The sequence below is a fragment of the Motilibacter aurantiacus genome (assembly GCF_011250645.1).
In the GTDB taxonomy this organism is placed as follows: Bacteria; Actinomycetota; Actinomycetes; order Motilibacterales; family Motilibacteraceae; genus Motilibacter_A; species Motilibacter_A aurantiacus.
Genome location: NZ_JAANNO010000003.1, coordinates 1 through 14,778 on the forward strand (window position 1 = coordinate 1; position 14,778 = coordinate 14,778).

15 protein-coding genes are annotated in these 14,778 nt (G+C 76.2%); 7 read left to right on the plus strand and 8 right to left on the minus strand.

The genetic code is table 11. The features are described 5' to 3' along the window. Positions 1-524, plus strand: a 524-nt coding sequence (locus tag G9H72_RS06280) for a methyl-accepting chemotaxis protein (protein ID WP_231126561.1), incomplete at its 5' end; no start/stop codon positions are given. 11 nt (positions 525-535) lie between these two features. Here G9H72_RS06280 and G9H72_RS06285 read toward each other — a convergent pair. The 5 genes from G9H72_RS06285 to G9H72_RS06305 all read right to left on the minus strand — a co-directional run bounded on the left by G9H72_RS06285 (position 536) and on the right by G9H72_RS06305 (position 5,360). Further along, positions 536-1,687 carry a glycosyltransferase family 4 protein gene (locus G9H72_RS06285; RefSeq protein WP_231126562.1) on the minus strand — a complete coding sequence of 384 codons (1,152 nt, stop codon included), beginning with the start codon at positions 1,685-1,687 and terminating at the stop codon, positions 536-538. After that, the gene (locus G9H72_RS06290; protein WP_166169072.1) at positions 1,684-2,409 is read right to left on the minus strand and encodes a class I SAM-dependent methyltransferase; all 726 of its coding nucleotides are present in this window, start codon (positions 2,407-2,409) and stop codon (positions 1,684-1,686) included. Before G9H72_RS06290 ends, G9H72_RS06285 begins: the two co-directional genes overlap by 4 nt. A 49-nt stretch (positions 2,410-2,458) precedes the next feature. Next, entirely contained in the window at positions 2,459-3,754 is a 1,296-nt protein-coding gene (locus G9H72_RS06295) for a M48 family metallopeptidase (RefSeq protein WP_166169074.1), read from the minus strand. Then, positions 3,751-5,094, minus strand: coding sequence for a hypothetical protein (locus G9H72_RS06300; RefSeq protein ID WP_166169076.1), 1,344 nt, complete (start codon positions 5,092-5,094; stop codon positions 3,751-3,753). The genes G9H72_RS06295 and G9H72_RS06300 overlap by 4 nt, the downstream gene beginning before the upstream one ends. A 68-nt stretch (positions 5,095-5,162) precedes the next feature. Then, complete coding sequence (locus tag G9H72_RS06305; protein WP_231126563.1) at positions 5,163-5,360, minus strand: hypothetical protein; 198 nt, start codon at positions 5,358-5,360, stop codon at positions 5,163-5,165. Positions 5,361-5,518: 158 nt separating this feature from the next. Between G9H72_RS06305 and G9H72_RS06310 the strand changes: the two genes are divergently transcribed. Beyond that, positions 5,519-6,721 carry a DUF6461 domain-containing protein gene (locus G9H72_RS06310; RefSeq protein WP_166169080.1) on the plus strand — a complete coding sequence of 401 codons (1,203 nt, stop codon included), beginning with the start codon at positions 5,519-5,521 and terminating at the stop codon, positions 6,719-6,721. 34 nt (positions 6,722-6,755) lie between these two features. On the opposite strand, the gene G9H72_RS06315 is transcribed toward G9H72_RS06310, so the two are convergent. After that, a complete protein-coding gene (locus G9H72_RS06315) occupies positions 6,756-7,601 on the minus strand; it encodes a helix-turn-helix transcriptional regulator (RefSeq protein ID WP_166169082.1) in 846 nt (281 codons plus the stop codon). 146 nt (positions 7,602-7,747) lie between these two features. On the opposite strand from G9H72_RS06315, the gene G9H72_RS06320 reads away from it, so the two are divergent. Next, a complete protein-coding gene (locus tag G9H72_RS06320; protein WP_166169084.1) occupies positions 7,748-8,743 on the plus strand; it encodes an aldo/keto reductase in 996 nt (331 codons plus the stop codon). A 171-nt stretch (positions 8,744-8,914) separates the two neighbouring features. Beyond that, entirely contained in the window at positions 8,915-9,136 is a 222-nt protein-coding gene (locus G9H72_RS06325) for a hypothetical protein (protein WP_166169086.1), read from the plus strand. On the opposite strand, the gene G9H72_RS22825 is transcribed toward G9H72_RS06325, so the two are convergent. Together G9H72_RS22825 and G9H72_RS06335 are read right to left on the minus strand one after the other, a co-directional pair. After that, positions 9,114-10,487, minus strand: coding sequence for an NYN domain-containing protein (locus G9H72_RS22825; RefSeq protein ID WP_331272041.1), 1,374 nt, complete (start codon positions 10,485-10,487; stop codon positions 9,114-9,116). The two genes, G9H72_RS06325 and G9H72_RS22825, sit on opposite strands and share 23 nt — an antisense overlap. After that, positions 10,484-10,738 carry a hypothetical protein gene (locus G9H72_RS06335; protein ID WP_231126564.1) on the minus strand — a complete coding sequence of 85 codons (255 nt, stop codon included), beginning with the start codon at positions 10,736-10,738 and terminating at the stop codon, positions 10,484-10,486. The genes G9H72_RS22825 and G9H72_RS06335 overlap by 4 nt, the downstream gene beginning before the upstream one ends. Positions 10,739-10,882: 144 nt before the next feature. Here G9H72_RS06335 and G9H72_RS06340 point away from each other — a divergent pair, with 144 nt between their 5' ends. The 3 genes from G9H72_RS06340 to dacB all read left to right on the plus strand — a co-directional run bounded on the left by G9H72_RS06340 (position 10,883) and on the right by dacB (position 14,766). Continuing rightward, positions 10,883-12,673, plus strand: a complete 1,791-nt coding sequence (locus G9H72_RS06340; protein WP_166169088.1) for a DEDD exonuclease domain-containing protein — start codon at positions 10,883-10,885, stop codon at positions 12,671-12,673. Between the two features lie 49 nt (positions 12,674-12,722). Further along, positions 12,723-13,010: an Lrp/AsnC family transcriptional regulator gene (locus G9H72_RS06345; protein ID WP_166169090.1), complete on the plus strand. Its 288-nt coding sequence runs from the start codon at positions 12,723-12,725 to the stop codon at positions 13,008-13,010. A 376-nt stretch (positions 13,011-13,386) separates the two neighbouring features. Next, positions 13,387-14,766: a D-alanyl-D-alanine carboxypeptidase/D-alanyl-D-alanine endopeptidase gene (dacB, locus tag G9H72_RS06350; RefSeq protein ID WP_166169092.1), complete on the plus strand. Its 1,380-nt coding sequence runs from the start codon at positions 13,387-13,389 to the stop codon at positions 14,764-14,766. Positions 14,767-14,778: the final 12 nt, after the last annotated feature.

Genomic DNA, 14,778 nt, shown 5'->3' on the forward strand with positions numbered 1-14,778 from the left:
CCCAGGCGCTCACCCGGGTCATGCGCGTGCAGGCCGTGACCGAGACCGCGGCCGAGCTGGTCGGATCGATCGCCGAGCTGGGCCGGCAGGCCGAGCGCACCAACCAGGTCATCGCCGCGGCCATGCAGCGCGCCGACGCGATCGAGGCCAGCGTGAGCCGGCTGCAGGAGGCGTCGGGCGGTATCGGCAGCGTCGTGCAGCTGATCGCGTCGATCGCGGGCCAGACGAACCTGCTCGCACTCAACGCCACGATCGAGGCTGCACGGGCCGGCGAGGTCGGGCGCGGCTTCGCCGTCGTCGCCGGCGAGGTGAAGCAGCTGGCGCAGGAGACCGGCGCGGCGAGCGCCGACGTGACCGACCGGATCAACAGCATCCAGGACGAGACCCACAACGCGGGAAGCGCAATTCAGGAGATCCGCTCCGTCATCGACGACATCTCCGGGATCCAGAACGGCATCGGCGAGGTGCTCGAGAACCAGACCGGCCTCGCCGAGCGGTTCAACGCGGCGAGCGCCATGCGCTGAGCGCGCCGGTCTCAGGCGGGCACGTCCTCCCCGGCGAGGAGCGCGCCCAGGCGTTGCGCGGTCGCGTCCCACGACCACTGGTCCTGCACCCAGGCGCGCCCGAGCTCGCCCATGCGGCGCCCGCGCTCGGCGTCCTGCAGCAGCTCGAGCACGCGCGTGGTCGTCTGCTGCAGCGACCGGCCGGGCACGACGTACCCGGTCACGCGGTCCTGCACGGCTTCCGGTGCCCCGCCCGAGTCCCCGGCGATGACCGGGAGCCCGGTCGCCGCCGCCTCCAGGTAGACCATGCCGAGCCCTTCGACCTCCAGCCCGGCCCGCCGGGAGCGGCACGGCATCGCGAAGACGTCACCGGCGTCGTAGTGCGCGGGCAGCTCCTCGGCGGGGACGGCCCCGGTGAGCACGACCGAGCCCTCCAGGCCGCGCTCGACGACCATCCGCTCCAAGCGGTCGAAGTCCCTGCCGCCGCCGACGAGGAGCAGCGCGGCGTCCGGCACGGCGAGCCGCACGAACGGCCACGCCGCGATCAGCGTGTCCTGGCCCTTGCGCGGGACGAGGCGTGACACGCACACGACGACCGGGCGGCCCTGCAAGCCGTAGCGGTGGCGCACGGCGTCCCCGCCGCACCCGGGACGGAAGACCGTCGCGTCCACGGCCGGCGAGAGACGGCGCACGCGCGCGAGCGCCGCCGGGGACAGGGCGGGCGCGATCGCGCGCTTGGTGTAGGGCCCGAGGCAGGTGAGGACGTCGACGGCGTCACCGATGCGGCGCAGCACGTCGCGGGCGCCGGGGATCCGTGCCCACCAGACCTCGTGCCCGTGGGTCGTCGCCACGGCCCGCGCGACGCCCGCCCGTCGCCGAAGCTCGGGGGCGAGCAGGCCGAGCGGCGCCGCCGCCGCGAACCAGACCGCCTCGCACCCCTCGGACCGGGCGACCTGCGCGGCCCGCCGGGCGACGGTCGGCTCCGGCAGCACGATGCCGCGCGGATGACGGACGACCGGGAACGGCAGCGTCGCGTCGTACGCCGTGTCTCCCTCCTGCCCCCGGGCGTAGACCACGACGGACTTCGCAGGCATGCGGGCGAGGGTGGCGGCGACGTACGACTCGATCCCGCCCTGGCGCGGCGGGAAGTCGTTGGTGACGACGAGGGTGCGCGGGACGGTCAACGGCTCGGTGTCGGGGACGGCTCGGCCGGTCGAGAGGCCGTGGCGAGCAGCGACAGCCCGGGCAGCCGGCCCACCGGCAGCCCGCGCTCGAGGCTGACGACGGCGCGGGCGCCGGCGTTCACGACGCGGCCGACCTCGTCGAGGTCCGACCCCGTCGACGCCCGCCGCCGCCACCGGGCCACCGGGGCGAGCAGAACGTTCCAGGAGCGCAGCTCGCTCACGTGCAGGCCGGCGGCCTCCAGCAGCGCGCGCAGGGTGTCGCGCTCGTAGCGGCGGTAGTGCCCGACGGCCTCGTCGTGCGCGGACCAGTTGCCCATGCCCGCGGGCACGGCCACCAGCACCGTGCCCCCGGGGCGCAGGGCCCGCCGGATCTCGCGCGCGGCGGCCTGGTCGTCGTCGAGGTGCTCGAGCACGTCGTACGCCACCACGAGATCGACACTCGCCTCCGCGAGCGGCAGCCGGGTCGCGTCCCCGCGCACCACCGCCAGCCCGCGCTCCCGGGCGAGGGCCGCCCCGTCGGCGCCGTACTCGAGGGCGAGGGCCTGCCAGCCGGCCCGGGCGAGGACCCGGGTGTTGCCCCCCGCCGCGGCGCCCACGTCCAGCGCGCGGCCGGGGGGCACGCGCAGCCGGCGCACCTCGGCCGCGAGCAGCGAGCGGCGCTCGGCGTACCACCAGTGCCGGTCCTCCACCGCTGCGAGCTTGCGGATCTCGGTCGCCTCCACGGGGCTCATCCTGTCGGACGGGCGCGGCTGCGACTGCGCGGGGACGCCGTCAGCGTGCCTGGGCCGCCGGCTCGGCCACCCCGTGCAGCCGCGCCCAGTCGCGAGCGAGGGCCATGCGCTCGGGGGCCGTGGGGTGGGTGGAGAAGACCGCGTAGGTGAGCCAGGGCGGGTCGAGGTCGGAGAGGTTGTTGAGCGCGAGCCGGTGCTGCATCTCCACGAAGGTGTCGGGGTCGCGGGTGAGGTCGAGCGAGTGGACGTCGGCCCGGGCCTCGATGTGACGGGAGACGAGCGACTGCAGCGGGGTGCTCAGCGTGGACAGGACGAGCGCGGCCCCCAGCAGCACGGCGAGCGAGCGCGGGTCCGCGGCGGACTCCGCGCCGGCCCGGCGCAGGACGGGCGATGACGTCGTCAGCAGGTAGAGGAGGCACACCGCGGCCGCGACCCCGAGCGCCCCGACCAGCGTCCCGTGCAGGACGTCGTCCTCCTTGGCGTGGCCGAGCTCGTGCGCCGCGATGATCTTCACCTCCTGCGGCGTCGCCTCCTGCAGCAGGGTGTCGTAGACGACGATGCGCCGGGTCGAGCCGAAGCCGGAGACGTAGGCGTTGAGCGCCGTCGTCCGCCGGGAGGCGTCGGCGACGAGCACGTCCTCGACCGGCACGCCGTCGCGCTCGGCCAGCGCGAGCAGGTCGGCCCGCAGCTGGCTCTGCGGCATGGAGTCGAACCTGTTGAACAGCGGCTCGACGGCGACCGGGTAGACGAACGAGGCGACGACCACGACCACGGCGGCGACGGCGGACCCGGGAGCCCACCACCAGCGGGGCAGGGCGCGGGCCAGCGCGACCGCGAGCACGGCGACGACGACGAGCAGCACCGCGGTGACTGCCCAGCTCTTCGCGACGTCGCTCACCCAGCCGGGCCAGGACCGCGTCGAGATGCCGTAGCGCTGCCGCCCCCGCTCGACCAGCGCGTCGAAGGGCAGCTGCAGCGCTCGCACGACCAGCCAGAGCGCGACGGGGCCGAGCGCCGCCTGCCAGAGCCAGCCCCCGCCGAGCGGCGCGGCGACGACCCGGATCAGCCGTCCCCCGAGGCCGGAGAAGGCGAGCACGAGCAGCGCCACGGCACCGACGGCGAGCGAGGCGTATGCCCAGGGCCGGACCGCGGAGCGGTAGGCGTCGGCGTGCTCGACCTGGGCGGCCGTGAAGTCCCGGGACGCGTCGACGGGGACGCGCCCGCCGGGCACCGGGCCCGGCAGCGCGTTCCAGGGAGTGGTCACGACCACGACCACGACCAGGGCTGCGCCGAGCACGACGAGAGCTGCGAGCGCCGCAGCGCGGGACGTGTTCACGCGGCCAGCTTGCCCAGGTAGGCCTGCCACGCCGCGGTGAGGCCGGCGGGAGTGACGCCCAGCACGTCGGCCAGCGCGGCATCGAGGCGGCGCCCGCCCGCGACCGAGCGGTAGAGCTCGACCAGCCGCTGCTCGCCGTGCGTCTCCGCGATCATCCGGCAGGCGAGCCAGGCCAGCTCGTACGCCTCCGGCTCGGCGCCGATGTGGGTGTCGAACTCGCCGTCGCCGGGCAGCGCGTCGGGCACGCCGTCCGCGCGGACCTGCACCAGGGCTTCCTCGGCGGCGGTGCCGACGGGCACGCCGGAGCCCCGGAAGCCCACGTAGTCCGCGAAGCCCTCGACGAGCCAGCCGGGCACCGGGGTCCTGGTCGCCGCCCGAGTCGCGACGTGGGTGATCTCGTGGGTGAGCACGACGTCCCGCCCGGCGTCGGTCAGCTCGTCGTAGGCCTGCGCGTTGAGGAGCACCCGGTCCCCGCTCGTCGTGCCGGTGCCGCCCACGCGCCCGGTCGTCACCGCCGCCAGGCCGGCGAGCGGGCCGGTGCTCCCCGGCTCGCGCCCGAGCAGCGCGGCCAGGTCGTCCAGCGAGCCCGCGACGACCACGACCACCCGCCGCGGCCAGTCGGTCCCCCACACCTCGTCCACCCGCACGACCGACCGGTCGGCCAGGGCGGCGACCGTGTCGGCCGCTGCGGGCGGCAGTGACGCGTCCGCGACGACGACGCTCGCCGCGCCCTGCGCCACCCGCACCGGCCGGATGTCCCAGAGGTCCGCGTCGGCCCGTCCGGCGCCCGGGGGCGCGACGTCGTCGGCCAGCCGCCACCCCTCTGCCCGGCGGACCACGGTGAGCACCTGTGAGCGCCTGACCGGGACCGGGTCGGCACCCGCGACCTCGTAGCTGAGCTCGACCTGCGCGACCCAGGACTCGGGGTCGGCCGCGAGCGCGGCGTCCCGCGGCCGGGCCGGGCTCGTGCCGAGCACCGAGTAGGACCAGGACGTCAACGGCAGCAGGGACAGGGCGTCGTAGGCGGCGGCCTGGCGCTGGGCGAACGCGGTGGCCGCCGGGTCGACCGCCTGCAGCCAGCCCGCCCGGTCCCCGCGCAGCAACGCGCCTGCCCGCTGGTCGAGCACGACCGCGAGCTCGGCGGCCCGGGCCTCGCGGTCGGGCGGAGCGCCCGTCGCCGCCGGCGACGGCCCGCCGTGGGGCGCGGTGGGCGCGCCCGTCGTGGCCCCCGGGTCGGAGCAGCCGGTGACCAGCCCGACGGCCGCGAGCACCGCCGCCACCGCGCGGCCCACCGGCCGCCGCCGAGCCGCCCAGTGCGGACGGGCAGCGGAGCGGGGCACGCCTGCAGCGTACGTATCCCGGCCGGCCCCGGCGGGGCCGCGGCGATCTCACCGCAGCAGGCGCAGCGTCAGCCGGCGGCCCGGCGCGGCTCGTGGGGCACCAGGCGCAGCGGCGGCACCAGCCCACCTGCCGAGAGCGCGGCGATCGCGGCGCGCTCGTCGGCGTCCAGGTCGACACCCTCCGGCGGCGCCCCGAGGAGCACGGCGACCACGCAGTCGGCGCACCCGCGCCCGCGCACGACGCACCCGTCGCAGTCGACGATCATGAGCGTTCCTCCTAGCTCGGCTGACGCGAGCCGCCCGAGGCGCACCGCGTCTGACATGGAGGACGCTAGGGGGGACCACTGACAAGTCCCCCGGACGCGGTACTGCTGAGCGTGCGAACGAGGCCTGTAGTCGGGCGGCCCCCCCTAGAGTGCGCCGGGTGGCCCGACTCCTCCCGCCCGCCTGCGCCGCCCTCGCCGTCGGGCTGCTCCTCGGCGCCGGCACCGTGACGGCGCCCGCGACCGCGTCCTCTCCGCAGCGGGCTACCGCGCCCACGGTGCTCGCCGCGCCCCCGATCTCGGGAGCGCTCGCTGAGAAGGGCAGCCCGAGCGTCCGGCCCGCGAGCTACGCCTGGGCCGAGCAGGGTGCGCTGGGCGAGGGTGCCTGCGTCACGTTCGTGACCAACACCGGGGCACGGACCGTGCTGCGCGAGTACGGCGCCGTCCCCGAGCGCCGGATGGTGCCCGCCGAGGACGCGTTCTGGAGCGGGTTCGACTCCGTCGCGGTGGCCACCGCGGGGCGCAGCGCCGTGCTCGTGAGCGACAACAGCTTCGAGTGCACGAGGCCGGAGGTCCTGCGGGCGGTCTCGCGTGGCGGCAGGGCCGTCTCGGTCTTCTGGAACGTCGAGTACGACAACGCCTTCAGCTACGCGGTCGACGGCCGGGTCGTCACGTCGTTCGACATGCTCGACGGCACCGTCTCGCTCACCACCGGGGCGAACGCCGCGCTCAAGCCGTTCCTCAGCGGGCTGAGCCTGTCCCGGCAGGGCATGGGGATACCCGCCGGGCTGGCGATCGCCGAGCGCATCACCGGCGCCCGGCTGACGGCGGCGGACGTCAAGGCCATGACCCACGTCCACCTGATGTCGCCCCTCCTGTCGGACCTGCCGCGGCCCGACCCGACGGCCCCGCCGGCCTTCGACTGGGACGGGGACCGGGAACGCGCGGGCCGGCTCACGACGCTGCTGCGCGCCGCGCCTCCCGGGCTGCAGCGCCGCGCCGCCGCGTACGTCGTGAGGCAGGCCGTGACCCGCGCCGGCTTCGCCACCCGCCCTGCGGTGCGCGCCGCGCTCCCCCGGCTCGCCTCGTCCCGCCCGCCGGCCCTGCGCGGGCCCCTTCAGCTGCAGGTGCGGGACGCCCTGGCCGCCGAGTCCGCGGTGTGGATGCGCAGCACGAGCGACGGCCCGACCCGGGCCGACCGGCGCCTCCTGCAGCAGGGAAGGGCGATGCAGGCCCTGCACGCCGCGACCAATCGCAACGCCGAGCTGGCCGCGTTCGGGGCGGCCCGCGCCGCCCGGTCCTCCTTGGAGGTCGCCGGCGTCGACGTCGTCCCGCTGCTCGAGGCGTACCTCACGGCGGGCTGACGGCAGCAGCCGGCACGAGGCGCCGGCAGCGGCCTCAGCGCGCGCTCGGCTCCGGGCTGGTGAGGTCCTGCAGCCCCACGACGCCGAGCAGCGACAGCTGGTCGCGGGCCGGCGTCCCCGGGCGCGGCGTGAGCACCACGAGGGTCTGGCCGGAGTCGAGGCTCTGCAGCGTCTCGCAGTCCACCTCGACGACCCCCACGAGCGGGTGGACGATGCGCTTGCTGTCGAAGCGGCGCACCCCCACCTCGTGGCGCTCCCACAGCTCGCGGAACTCGGCGCTGCCCGCGAGCAGCTCCTCGACGAGCTCGGTCACGTCCGGGTCGTCGCTGCGCCGCGCCGACGTCGCCCGAAGGTCCGACACGATGACGCGGCTGTGCCGGGCGTGGTCCTCGACGGGGTAGATCGCGCGTGCCCCGGGGACCAGGAACCACCGGTAGGCCTGGCTCTTGTGCCGGGTCTCGTCCCCGAGCAGCACGGTCGCGAGCCGGTTCTGCACGAGGGTCTCGGCCAGGTCGGTGATGACGAAGGCCGGGGTGTCCTGCAGCGAGTCGAGGATGTGCAGCAGGGCCGGGCGTACGTGGTGGCGGGTCGCCCCCGTCCGCGGCGGCTGCTGGCCGGCGAGGTGGAAGAGGTGGTCGCGCTCGTCGTCGCCGAGCCGGAGCGCGCGCGCCAGCGCCGTGAGCACCTGCGGCGACGGATGCGGCCCGCGAGCCTGCTCGAGCCGGGTGTAGTAGTCGGTCGAGATCGCCGCGAGCGTCGCGACGTCGTCGCGACGCAGCCCCGGCGTACGCCGCCGCGGGCCCGGCGCGATGCCGACGTCCGCGGGCTGCAGGCGCTCGCGGCGGCGGCGGAGGAAGTCGGCGAGCCCGTCCCTGTCCATGCCCACCATGGTCACCCGCGCCGGGCCGCGCATCCAGGGACCGCCGCTCCCTGGATGCGCGGTCCTCTCCGGGCGGGTCCTCCCCGGGGCACCGTGGAGCCACGGCGCGGCGGACGGCCGCCGCGCCCGACAGGAAGAGGCTTCCCATGGACAAGCGCACCCTCGGCAGCACCGGCCCGCAGGTGGGCGCCATCGGCCTGGGCCTGATGGGCATGTCAGGGATGTACGGCCCGTCCGACGAGCAGGAGGGCATCGCCACCGTGCACGCCGCGCTCGACGCCGGCGTCACCCTGCTCGACACCGGCGACTTCTACGGCATGGGCCACAACGAGCTCCTGCTTCACGACGCTCTCCGTGGGCGGCGCCGCGAGGACGTCGTCGTCAGCGTGAAGTTCGGCGCGCAGCGCGACTACGACGGCAACTGGCTCGGGTACGACGGCAGCCCCGCCGCCGTGAAGACCGCGCTCGCCTACACCCTGCGCCGGCTGCGCACCGACTACGTCGACGTCTACCGGCCCGCCCGGCTCGACCGGAACGTGCCGATCGAGGACACCGTCGGCGCCATCAAGGACATGGTGGACGCCGGGCACGTGCGGCACATCGGGCTCTCGGAGGTGGGCGCGCGGACGCTGCGGCGCGCGGCGGCGGTCGCCCCGATCGCGGACCTGCAGATCGAGTACTCGCTGATCTCCCGCGGGATCGAGGCCGAGATCCTGCCGACCGCCCGCGAGCTCGGCATCGGGGTCACGGCGTACGGCGTGCTCTCGCGCGGCCTGCTCAGCGGCTCCTGGGACCCGTCCCGGGCCCTTGCGCAGGGGGACTTCCGCGCGCACAGCCCGCGATTCCAGGGCGAGAACCTGCAGCAGAACCTCACGCTCGTCGAGGCCCTGCGCCGCGTGGCGGCCGAGCGCGGAGCGACTCCCGCACAGGTCGCCATCGCCTGGGTCGCCGGGCAGGGCGCGGACGTCGTCCCCCTCGTCGGCGCCCGTACGCGGGAGCGGCTCGCCGAGTCCCTGGGCGCGGCGGACCTGAAGCTGAGTTCGGCCGACCTAGTGTCCGTCGCGGCGGCGGTGCCCGCGGACGCCGTCGCCGGGGACCGCTACCCCGAGCACTCGATGCGCGACCTCGACAGCGAGCGCTGAGCGCGGTCTCCTTCCGCGGGGCCGGGCGGGCCGGAGGGCCGCGATGCCCCGCAGGAGCACGTGCTCGCAGGAGGAGGCCCCGGCGGCCCGGGACGACATCGGAGCCCGGCCGGCGGCGTACCGGGAGCTCGCCGCCACGACGGACGGCGGCGGGGCCAGAAGTCGCTCGCGGTGCTGGAGCCGCTCCACGTCATCGCGCTGCTGCGCTCCGCGGGCCACTTCGTGCACCGGGCCGCCGGGCTCACGCCCGAGGCGTCCGTGCCGGGGTACACGCAGGGTCAGGAGATCCGGCTCACCGCGGACGGCGTCGAGCGGTTGACTGAAGCCCTCTTCGCTGAACGAGAAAGCAGGCTCTTTCCGTCGGAGGAGGTCAGCCCCGCTCGAGGCGCTTGAGCAGCGCGGCGGACGCCACCGGGCGGGCGCCGGAGCGGCGCACTCCCTCGGCGACCTCCTTGTCGCTCGACACCACGACCACCGGGCGGCCCTCCGGCTCGTTGGCCACGAGCCGGCGGATCAGCTCGTCGGCGATCTCGCCCGGCAGCGAGAAGAGGACGCGCACGTTGCGCGGCTTCGCGATGACGACCGGCACGTCCACCGCCGCGCCGTCGAAGCAGCAGGTGACCTCGGCGCCGGTGCGGGCCGCGAGCGAGGCCAGGCTGTTGACGAGGCGCTCGCGCTGGTCCTGCAGGGAGAGGTTGCCGTAGCCGAGCTTGGTCACGTTGTAGCCGTCGACGACGAGGTGCACGCGGGGCAGCGCGAGCAGGTCGTCGAGCACCGCCGGGTCGTCGGCGGCCATGGCGCGGGCGCCCACAGAGGAGACGGCCGACCCGGTCTCCCCGCCGGCGACGACGTCCGCGGGGCGCAGGTCGGTGGCCGGGAGCGCGAGCTCGCGGCGCAGCCCGGACGCCGCGTCGGCGACGACGTCCAGCAGCAGGCGCACCCGGGCGTCGGCGAGCGCGCGGCCCTCCTTGTTGACCCGCCGGGCCGTCTCGAGCTCGGCGTCGGCCTCCAGCAGCCGCTCGCGCAGCTTGCGGGCCTCGGTCTCGGCCGCACCGGCCCGGGCCTGCGCGTCCGCGCGCACGGCGTCGGCCTGCTCCTGCGCGAGGTGGGCGCCCTCCTTGGCGAGCCGGGCCTCCTCGCGCGCCCGGTGCAGCCGCCGGCGCAGGTCGGCGACCTCGGCCTTCACGGTGCCCAGCTCGGCCCGCAGCCGCTCGGCCTCCTCGCGGGCCTGCGTGCGGGCGGCGGCGAGCTGCGCGGAGAGCCGCTCGGCCTCGGCGGCGGCCTTCGACGCGTCCGCCTGCCGGACGGCGCGCACCTCCTCGGCGGTGGCGGCGGCGACCAGGGCCTGCCACCCCGGAGCGCGCAGCACGTAGGCGACGGCGGCGACCTCGACCGGCTCGGCCGCGGCCGGGGGCCGGCCGGCGTCCACCGCGGCGGCGAGGTCGGCCCGGCCCTCGCGGACGCGGGCGGCGACGCGGGAGCGGAAGGAGTCGTCGGTCTCGAGCGCGGCGGCCAGCGCCGGGCCGGCGTGCCGCGCCCGCTTGCCCGCCGTGAAGCGGAGGAAGGGGCGCAGGGAGGCCGGCGCCTCCCCCGGGCCGAGCCCGGACAGCGTCTCGTCGGCCATCGCCACGACTCTCGCCCGCACAGCCTCGGGCAGCACCACGGCCACCGGCTCCGCGTGTCCCTCCGGCCCCGCCTCGTCGTCGCGCGGCTCGCCGGAGCCCGCCGACGGGGCGGCGGTCACGCCTCCTCGCTGCCCCCGCGGGGAACGACCTCGACGTCGTCGACGGAGTCGCACCAGCGGCAGCGCACCTGCTCGACCTGCTCCTCGTGGACCTCCACCGACTCGACCCGCGGCTCTCCCGGCAGGTCGAAGTGCCAGAACTCGGTGACCCGGCTGCGCCGCGTCACGTCGAAGCGGGTGAGGTTGCCGCACCGCGCACAGCGCCACCGGGAAGCGGGACCGGGCAGGGCGGGGTGCGAGGTCGAGGACACGGCCCGAGCGTACGGCCCGGCGCGGCCCGCGAGTGCATGCTCGGCCAGGTCCGGCCCGTCGTGCCGCCGGCACTGCCCGTTCACCCGGCGCTCCCCGGCGCGGCGCCGACGGCTTGTCGGTGGTGCCGCCTAGCGTCCCCGGCCATGAGCGCCAGTCCCGCCGCCCCGCCGAACGCCGCGCTGCAAGGCACCTTCGACGAGCTCGGGACGCCGCTGCGGGAGACGACGTTCGTGGTGGTGGACCTGGAGACGACCGGGGGCTCGCCGCAGGGCGGCAGCCGGATCACCGAGATCGGCGCCGTCAAGGTGCGCGGGGGCCAGCGGCTCGGCGAGTTCCAGACCCTGGTCGACCCCGGCTGCCCGGTGCCCGCGTTCGTGGCGGTGCTCACCGGCATCACCGACTCGATGCTCTACGGGCAGCCGCGCATCGAGACCGTGCTGCCGGCCTTCCTCGAGTGGTGCGGGCCGGACGTGGTGCTCGTCGCGCACAACGCGCCGTTCGACACCGGCTTCCTGCGCTTCGCCGCCGACGAGGCCGGGATCCCCTGGCCGTCGTACGCCGTGGTCGACACCGCCCGGCTGGCCCGCCAGCTCGTGTCCAAGGACGAGTCGCCCAACTGCAAGCTCTCCTCGCTCGCCCGGGTCTTCGGCTCCGCCACGACGCCCAACCACCGGGCGCTCGAGGACGCCCGGGCGACCGTCGACGTCCTGCACGGGATGCTCGAGCGGCTCGGCGGCATCGGGGTGCACAGCCTGGAGGAGCTGTCCACCTTCACCTCCCGGGTCACGCCGCAGCAGCGGCGCAAGCGCTACCTCGCCGACGCGCTGCCGTCGAAGCCCGGCGTCTACGTCTTCCGGGACGCCAAGGGGAAGGCGCTCTACGTCGGCACCTCCAAGGACCTGCGCTCGCGCGTCCGGACCTACTTCACCGCGTCCGAGCCCCGGCGCCGGATGGCAGAGATGGTCGGGCTGGCCGAGAAGGTCGACGCCATCGTCTGCGCCACCTCCCTGGAGGCGCAGGTCCGCGAGCTGCGGCTCATCGCCGAGCTGCGCCCGCGCTACAACCGCCGCTCGAAGTTCCCGGAGCGCTCCGTGTGGCTCAAGCTCACCGACGAGGCGTTCCCCCGGCTCTCCATCGTCCGCCAGGTCCGCGACGACGGCGGCTCCTACCTCGGCCCGTTCGGGTCGACCCGCACCGCCGAGCGGGCGCGCGACGCCGTGCACCAGGCGTTCCGGATCCGGCAGTGCAACGCCCGGCTCTCCCCGCGCAAGGCGACGCCCGCGTGCGCGCTGGCCGAGATGGGCCGGTGCGGGGCGCCCTGCGACGGGCGGGAGAGCGTCGAGGAGTACGCCGTGCACGCGGCCGCCGTCCGGGCGGCGTTCCGCTCCGACGCGCGCGACCTCGCCGCCGTCCTCGAGCGGCGGATCGAGCGGCTGTCGGAGCAGGAGCGCTTCGAGGACGCAGCCGCCGCCCGCGACCGGCTGGCCGCGTTCGTCCGGGGAGCGGCCCGCACGCAGCGGCTGGCTGCGCTCGCCGCGTCCGGGCTGCTCGTGGCCGCCCGGCCACGGACCGGCGGCGGATGGGACCTCGCGGCCGTCCGCTGGGGGCGGCTCGTCGGCTCCTGCGCGGTGCCGCGCCAGGAGCACCCGGCGCCGCACATCGAGGCCATGCTGGCCACGGCCGAGTCGGTCACCCCCGGGCCCGGCCCGCTGCCCTGCTCGCTCGCGGAGGAGGCCGAGCGCGTCCTCGACTGGCTCGAGCAGCCCGGCACGCGCCTCGTCGAGCTGGAGGGGACGTGGGCCAGCCCCGCGTACGGAGCGGGCGGGCTGCGCGGGCGCTACGAGGTGAGCGACGCCGACGTCGTGCCGTTCGCGGACAAGCGGGGGCTGCGCCCGGGCGAGCACCCGGCGGCGGCCTGGGGCGCCGCGGGCTGAGGCCCTAGGGTCTGCTGCGTCGGCGCTTTGCTCTCGAGGAGGCTCTCCGGTGATCACCGCGATCGTGCTCGTGCAGACCGAGGTCGACCGGATCCCGGAGGTCGCCGCCCGCATCGCGGACCTCGACGGGGTCAGCGAGGTCTACTCGGTGACAGGTGACGTCGACCTGATCGCGCTCGTCCGCGTCCGCCAGCACGACGAGCTGGCCGAGGTCATCGCCGACCGGCTCAACAAGGTCGAGGGCGTCGTGCACACCGAGACGCACATCGCGTTCCGCGCGTACTCCCGCCACGACCTCGAGGCTGCTTTCGCGCTCGGGGTCGAGGACCCGGACTGACACGTCCACCCGGGCGCGTCCCGGCGCCGCCGCACGCCCGCACCCCGGCCCCCGCGCCGCACCCCCGTCTGGATGAATGCGGCATCGTCGCGAACCTATGGGTGGATGGCGCATTCACCCGGCGGCAACCTCGGTCGGCTCGATGGCGCATTCACCCGCGTGGAGGGGGCCGGCAGCGCGACGCCCCGGCGGGCGACGCCCGATGCCCCGGTTGCAGGTCCCATCCCGGGCAACCGGAAGGAGGCGTGCCGGCGGACAGGGCGCGGCACCGTCCTGTGCGGCGCTACCGCACGAGCGCCCCGCCGCCACGTACCGTCTGTGATGCGGCTCGCGTTTCAGTCGCGCCGCCCGGACGCCGAGCACCTGAAGGATGACAGTGCGCCACCGTTCCCGCCTTGGCCTTGCCGTCCTCAGCGCTCCCGTGGCGGCCGCCGTCGCGGCCGGCCTGCTGACCAGCGGCGGAGGCTCCGACCTCGCGCAGGCGGCGTCCGCGGCGTACTGCCCGAGCGCCGGGGCTGCGCCGACGACGCCGGCCCCGGCCGACGGCTGGTGCCAGGACGACGAGCCGAGCATCCGGCCGAGGACGCCCGCGCCGGCCGCCACCAGGGCCGCGGCCCCGACGGCCGACGAGAAGATCACCGCCCTCGTCCCGTCCCGCATCGACTCGCTCGGCATCGGCGGGCAGGTGGCGGCGTACGTCAAGGACCTGGCGACCGGGCAGGAGCTCGTCGCCTCCTCGGCCGACAGCCCACTGATGCCGGCGTCGACCACGAAGCTCGCGACGGCCGTCACCGCCCTGACCGCGCTCGGCCCGGACACCCGCTTCACCACCAGGGCCCTCCTGCGCGGCAGCGCGCTCACGATCTCCGGCGGCGGGGACGCCTCGCTCACGACGCGGGCCGTGCAGACCCTCGCCAACCGTGCGGCCGTCGCGGCGAAGTCCGCCGGCAAGCGTCGGGTCAGCGTGGTGGTCGACGACTCGTACTTCCCGCGCCCGACGAACGCGCGCGGCTGGTCGCGCGGCTACGTGCCGGGCTCGGTCTCCCCGGTCCGCGCGCTCGACCTGGACCAGCGGGTCAGCATGGACACGAGCATGCTCGCCGGCCGGGCCTTCGCGGCGCAGCTCGAGCGCCGTGGCGTCACGGTCACCTCCGTACGCCGCGGCCGGGCCCCGGCCGCGGCCGTCGAGGTCGCGGCGGTGCAGGGATCGACACTGTCGGCCATCGTCCGGCAGATGCTGCAGGTCAGCGACAACGACATCGCCGAGAACCTCGCGCGCCACGTGGCGGTCTCGCAGGGGTTCGCCCCGGACTGGGCGGGCGCGGCCGCCGCCCGCACGGCGGTGCTCGTCCAGCTCGGCGTCCCGCTCACCGGAGTGCGGATCGACGACGGGAGCGGCCTCTCGCGGACGACGCGGCTCACGGCCCGTGCCCTCGTCACGCTCCTGGAGCTCGCCGCCGACCCGGCCCGGCCCGAGCTCGCGGCCGTCATCGACGGCGGGCTGCCGACGGCCGGGAAGACCGGCTCGCTGCGGCCGGCCCGCGGGCGATTCGTCACCGCGCCGTCCAAGTGCGCCACGGGCAAGCTCTGGGCCAAGACCGGCCTGCTGCGCGACGTCGTCTCGCTGGCCGGCGTGACCTACGGCAAGGACGGCGAGCTCAAGGCGTTCGCCGTCGTGGTCAACGGGCCGCGCTCGACGCTGACGCTACGGCGCAAGATCGACGCGCTCGCCGCGACCGTGACCGGCTGCTGGTAGCGCGGCGGCCAC

What these genes read in the sequence shown, in the direction of transcription:
- G9H72_RS06340 (WP_166169088.1), top strand. Translation starts at nt 10,883, where the DNA reads ATGAGCGCCAGTCCCGCCGCCCCGCCGAACGCCGCGCTGCAAGGCACC.
- G9H72_RS06320 (WP_166169084.1), top strand. Translation starts at nt 7,748, where the DNA reads ATGGACAAGCGCACCCTCGGCAGCACCGGCCCGCAGGTGGGCGCCATC.
- G9H72_RS06315 (WP_166169082.1), bottom strand. Translation starts at nt 7,601, where the DNA reads ATGGACAGGGACGGGCTCGCCGACTTCCTCCGCCGCCGCCGCGAGCGC.
- G9H72_RS06305 (WP_231126563.1), bottom strand. Translation starts at nt 5,360, where the DNA reads ATGATCGTCGACTGCGACGGGTGCGTCGTGCGCGGGCGCGGGTGCGCC.